The sequence below is a fragment of the Deltaproteobacteria bacterium genome (assembly GCA_030654105.1).
GTDB lineage: Bacteria > Desulfobacterota > SM23-61 > SM23-61 > SM23-61 > JAHJQK01.
In genome coordinates this window covers 1-5,298 of the sequence record JAURYC010000122.1, presented here as the reverse complement: position 1 = coordinate 5,298, position 5,298 = coordinate 1, and the positions used below count along the sequence as shown (strand labels likewise).

Genomic DNA, 5,298 nt, shown 5'->3' with positions numbered 1-5,298 from the left:
CTGTGCGAACAATTAAGGAAATACAAGCGCCTTAAAGGTCATTCCATTATAGTGGTTTTCGATGGCCGGCAAGAAGGGCGTTTGGCCGGGCATCGAGATCGATTTGGCGGGATCGAGGTGATCTTTTCCAAACCGGGGGAGAAAGCAGACGAAGTTCTCAAGCGCCTGGCCTCGGAAAAACGCGGAGGGATTATAGTCGTAACCTCAGACCGGGACGTAGCTCTCTTCGCCGAGAAGAAAGGCGCCACAACTATCTCGGTATTTGATTTGGCCGAAAAAATGGAAATGGCCCAGTTCTATGCCTTGAAAGGAAGTCAGGAGGAGCCTATGGCCCCCCTTCGCTCCGTGGCTCCGACGAAAAAGGGACCCTCCCATCGCCTCCCCAAAGGGAAGCGCAAAGCCACGGCCGCTTTCAAGAAGTTGTAGCTTTCCTCCGGTAAGCTTCGGCCAGAAGGGTCACCGGATGGACCGCTTTCAATCCGGTTCCCTGGAAGATTTGCAAGGCGCATGACCCGCAGCTGGTCACGACTCGATCCACGCCGCTTTCCTGGATTTCCTTAAAGAGGCGGGCCCCGATCTCCAGGGAGAGGTCATAGTTTTTCTTCTTCAAGCCAAAGGTGCCGGCTAAACCGCAGCAGCGGTCCTGGAAGACTCGAACCTGGAGACCCGGAATGAGCTGGAGAAGCTCGACGGGCTCCCGGGTGATGCCCAGGGCCCTAAGGTGGCAAGGGTTATGGTACCCCACCTTTAGAGGGATCTCTCCGAAATTCGGGTTTAATTTCCCCTTTTCTTTGAGGGCGAATAAAAATTGGTGGATCTCGAAACAGGTAGGAATGATTTTCGATGTCGTTTCTAATCCAGCGATCCTGGGATATTCTAACTTCACGGCCAGCGCGCAACTGGGTTCGCTGAAGATCAGCGGTGTGCCCTTTTCCGCGTAAGTAAGAATTTTTTTCAGGTTGTTTTCCACCCCCCTGGCCGCAGAGGCTAAAGCGCCAGAAGATATGCGGGCGATGCCGCAGCATTCAAAATCAGGGAGTTCGACCCCGAACCCATTCCGCTCCAGAACTTCACAGGTTGCTAAGGCTTCCCCTTGCGGGTCATTGTAATTGGCAAAGCAGCTCAGGAAATAGGCTGCCTGGCCGTTGCGGGTCGGTCCGGATTTATAAAGGCTGCGGAAGGTCTCGCGGGCAAAGGGGGGCAGCTTTCTCCGGCGATCTAATCCCAGGGTCGATTCCATGATGGCCCGGGCCGGCCGCCAGGAGAAAGCCAAGTTGGTCGCAGGAGCGAAGGCGCTTCCCACTTGGCAGGCCAGGTGGGTGTTGGAGATGAACCGGTCCTTGAAGGGTTGGCCTTTTACCTGCACGCAATGAGCTCGGGCTTGCAGGGCTAGCCAGGGGATATCCACCCCTGTGGGACATTCCGTGAGGCACCTCTTGCAATTCACACACCCGTCCATCACCGCTTTCAATTCATCGGAGGCCATGAATAACCTGGAATTTAACCTCCCCGAGATCAATTCCCGGAGCAAGACCGCTTTGGTCCGGCCCAGGGAGATTTCTTCATGCGTCTCGATGGCGATCGGACAGTAGGATCGGCATTTACCGCAGCCGTGACAGCTCTCGACTTCGGTGCGCAGCGGCTCCTCATCGAAAGAACTTCCCGTTGGCTGCGGGGTATACCCACTGCCATATTTCAGATTCTTGCTCAGGAGGCCGGGGTCTTCTCCCACCACCCGCCCGGGGTTCAGGATTCTTTGCGGGTCGAAGAGGTCTTTCAATTCCACAAAAGCAGGATAAAGTTGAGGGTACTGCCTGGGCACATAAGCCGTTCGTAAGAGCCCGTCCCCGTGTTCCCCGCTGATCGTGCCCTTAAGACGGAGAACCAAGTCGTAAGTTTCCTCGGTGATCTTGGTCATCCTGGCTATGTCCTCGGCCTTCTTCAAATCCAAAAAAACCATGACATGGAGATTCCCGTCTCCGGCGTGTCCGTAAACACTCGCTTCCGCCTGATGTTTTTTGAAGATTTCTCGTAATCCAGCAATGTATTCCCCCAGCTTGTTGGGGTGGACCGCTGCATCCTCGATGAAGGCGATCGGCTTCTTCGGCCCTTTGACCTTATTGAGGATAGGCCCGGAGACACTGCGGACCTTGGTAAGCATCTCTCGATCCCGGGCGTCTTGGGCCTCCTTGAGGGAGATGGCCAGCTTTTGCTCATCCACCAGTCGGCTGGCAACCTGTTGCATCCGCTCGCGGAGTTCTTTTTCTGATTCTCCTTCAAACTCGATGAAGAGAGTCGCCTCTATGTTTTCGGGAAGATAGGGGCGCATCTCCGGGTACTTGGCCCTGGCCAGGTCGATGATCTGCTTTTCCATGATCTCTAACATGGTGGGAGAAAACTTTAAGATTTCTTCTGTGGCTGGGCCTATGTTTTCCAAGCTGCGGAAATAAAATAAAGCCGAATGAGTGCGACGAGGGAGATCTACAAGGCGCAGGCGGGCCTCGGTGAATATACCTAAAGTCCCTTCCGACCCGACCAAGAGCGGGGTCAGGTCGAGAGAATCGTTTTTCCCCACCTGCCAGAGATCGTAGCCGCAGGAATTCTTGGTACTTTGGGGGCGCTCCGCTCGCAGGGGAGCTTGGTAGCGTTTCAAGAGGTCGGAAACGCCATGGAAGATTTTCCTTTCCAACCCGTCTGCGGGCAGAAGATCGAAATCCTTCAAGGAGCGAGATCCGGTGACGATAACCTCTCCAGAGGAGAGCACCACTTCCAAAGATTCCACATAATCCCGAGTGGCCCCATACTTTACCGCGTGGGGACCACTGGAATTGTTGGCGATCATTCCGCCGAGAGTGCAGTAATCTCCCGTGGAAGGGTCGATGGGAAAGAATTTACCCAGGGGCTTCAGAACCGTGTTTAATGTTCCCAAAATCACACCGGGTTGTACTCGAACCCAGTTTCCCTGCGGGTCAATTTCCAGTATTTTATTCATATGTCTTACAAAATCAAGGAGGATTCCTTCCCCAATCCCCTGGCCGGCCCGGCCTGTCCCCGCTCCCCGGGCAGTGATGGAAATGCCTTTGGAGGCCGCGTAACGCACACACTGGATGATATCTTCTTGATGCTTTGGCTGCACAATAATCAGGGGCAAAAGCCGGTAGATGCATGCTGCACTGCTGTAAGCGGCCCGGCTCAGATCATCCCAGAGGACCTCTCCTCTTAGCAGGGTTTTTAAATCTCTGGCGGTCGTTTCTGTAAGGCTAAGTTGATTTTCCACATTTACCTCTTGAAGTACTTCTCAAAGCAATAACCCGGATTTATCGTAACCAAAAATTGGCTTAAAAGGGTTTTCCCTTTCGAATACCGTTCCGGGTTTAATTTCCTTTCCATTCAATCATGGAAGCCAGCCGGAAATCAAGCCTTTTGCTTACCTGGCTACCCATCAATTTACTTGTATAGAAATTTCCTTTTTGGACACGGATGTACACAGAAAATCGCTTAGCGCTATGCGCATAGCGTCTTTTTTGTTTCTGCGGTTATCTGCGCAAATCTGCGTCCTATTAAATTTTATTACCGGTGATGAATTGGCAGTGATTTGCCAGGAACAGAAGGTTGTTAAATTTCTTGACTATCAAGGGGGGATTCGGTATCCTAAAATTCAGGAAAAGCTCCTTTTTCTTGGTGAGCGGAGGATCAAAGGAATGGACATGCCAGCCGTCTCGTTGGTGTACAGCGATGAAAAATTTGAGGTTTGGGTGGATGCCGAAAAAGACAACATTACGCTCAGCATGACCGATCGGGGCGTAACTCTTTTATTCACAAGGGATGAATGGCTGGAGTTCCAGGAAGTCATCGGCAACATCATGCTGGAAGAAGAGGAAGCAGAAGAAGTGTCGTAAACGGATCGTATAAGATGAGTAGCGGTGTGAAAGGTGTTATGCAGGTGGATAAGCGTCAACTTTTAAACACTGTCATCTATGCCCGCAACATCCGGGAGCAGATCATCACTTCTACCTTTATTGCCAAATCCAATTTTTATTGCATCAAGTGTGGGCAGATGCGTCCCTTCGGCGGGGACCTGGCCATTCAATATTACGGTAACCCTGGGGTAACGCTTTTTTGTAACAAATGCCTGGAAAAATTCGAAGAGAAGCTGCGCCGGGAACTGGAATGGGGGTTTTAGCACGCCGATAAAGCGTTTTCAACCTTGACAACCTCAAGGGGAAAATGCTAATCATCTTAAAAAAATTTGGGCCATTAGCTCAATTGGTAGAGCAACTGACTCTTAATCAGTAGGTCGTAGGTTCGATCCCTACATGGCCCACCAACACAATCAAGGGGTTAAGTCAATATGGCTTAACCCCTAATTTTTTAATGTAGACGTTTTGTAGACGGTAAAAAAAGGTCAACTGATTTTTTTGCAGGGGTCAAGGAAACAACAGATCGGCGGCGGTCTTGTCTTGAGTCCAACCTTTTTCCCGTTCTCTACACTGTGGCATACGGGAACCTTTTTTTAAAGTATCAGAGGGTTTCTTTTCCCCCTCCATCTTCCTTTTCAGATCGTCATATTCATCTCGGAAGGTTTCAAATGTCGGCTTTTATACCGCTCCTGGCGTGCACAGGAAGGCCAAATTCAAGACTTTATCACTGGGTAGGGTAAAAGGGGACAAGGGGATAGGGGAGAAAGTAGCTATTTCGTGCTTACATGATGCTGTACGGAAGGATTTTAGGGGTGTTTAGCATAGGTCAAGAAACCCCCAGGAGGATCCCCAGGGGTTTTAAAGCTATTCAACCTCGTGTTGGAATCATTGCTTCCAAATCGGCAAAATTTGCCGATTTCGTTGGTTACCCCGTGCGCGTGCGGGAGTCTGGAGTTTATCATCTATGCTAACCGTTAGCATACCGGTTACCCCTCTCGCGCGCGGGAGTCTGAGTCCATAACTTGGCAACTTCTGCCGACTTGGTCTTCCCGCGTGCGGGGGGGGGGTGCGGCCGCGATGTCTACAATTGTAGACAAATTATCCTGGTCTCCCCGTGCACGAGGGGATGGGGTAGGGCAAGAGGTAGGGAAAGTACCCCCAGGAAGGCCCAGGGGTTGTAAATGGTTACTTTAAAACGTATCCGGCCGCTTCCCCAGGGCTGCCCTTTCCTCTTCGCTGGCCTCAATGATCTCATACTGGCCCAGAGAGGCCTCCAGGGTCCCCACAGGCTTGCCGTTGACCAAAAGAACGGGCTGGCCGTAGGAAGAACTCGAGTGTTCCGTGGAAATTGTGGCCTCACCTTCCCAGCCCTCCAATA

At 51.7% G+C, this 5,298-nt stretch carries 5 protein-coding genes and 1 tRNA gene; 4 read left to right on the top strand and 2 right to left on the bottom strand.

All coding sequences use genetic code 11. The annotated features are described in order from the left end of the window. Nucleotides 1-426 (top strand): NYN domain-containing protein (locus tag Q7V48_04715; GenBank protein ID MDO9210036.1); only part of this gene is annotated, 426 nt, incomplete at its 5' end. Here Q7V48_04715 and Q7V48_04710 read toward each other — a convergent pair. Beyond that, the gene (locus Q7V48_04710) at nucleotides 413-3,277 is read right to left on the bottom strand and encodes an anaerobic glycerol-3-phosphate dehydrogenase subunit C (protein MDO9210035.1); all 2,865 of its coding nucleotides are present in this window, start codon (nucleotides 3,275-3,277) and stop codon (nucleotides 413-415) included. The two genes, Q7V48_04715 and Q7V48_04710, sit on opposite strands and share 14 nt — an antisense overlap. 424 nt (nucleotides 3,278-3,701) lie before the next feature. Here Q7V48_04710 and Q7V48_04705 point away from each other — a divergent pair, with 424 nt between their 5' ends. The 3 genes from Q7V48_04705 to Q7V48_04695 all read left to right on the top strand — a co-directional run bounded on the left by Q7V48_04705 (nucleotide 3,702) and on the right by Q7V48_04695 (nucleotide 4,327). Beyond that, nucleotides 3,702-3,899 (top strand): hypothetical protein, encoded by a 198-nt coding sequence (locus Q7V48_04705; protein ID MDO9210034.1) that lies wholly within the window; start codon nucleotides 3,702-3,704, stop codon nucleotides 3,897-3,899. A 26-nt stretch (nucleotides 3,900-3,925) separates the two neighbouring features. Continuing rightward, on the top strand, nucleotides 3,926-4,183 hold the full coding sequence (locus Q7V48_04700; GenBank protein ID MDO9210033.1) for a hypothetical protein: 258 nt from the start codon (nucleotides 3,926-3,928) through the stop codon (nucleotides 4,181-4,183). Nucleotides 4,184-4,251: 68 nt separating this feature from the next. Continuing rightward, nucleotides 4,252-4,327 (top strand) — tRNA-Lys (locus Q7V48_04695). Nucleotides 4,328-5,110: 783 nt separating this feature from the next. On the opposite strand, the gene Q7V48_04690 is transcribed toward Q7V48_04695, so the two are convergent. Next, nucleotides 5,111-5,298 (bottom strand): hypothetical protein (locus Q7V48_04690; GenBank protein ID MDO9210032.1); only part of this gene is annotated, 188 nt, incomplete at its 5' end.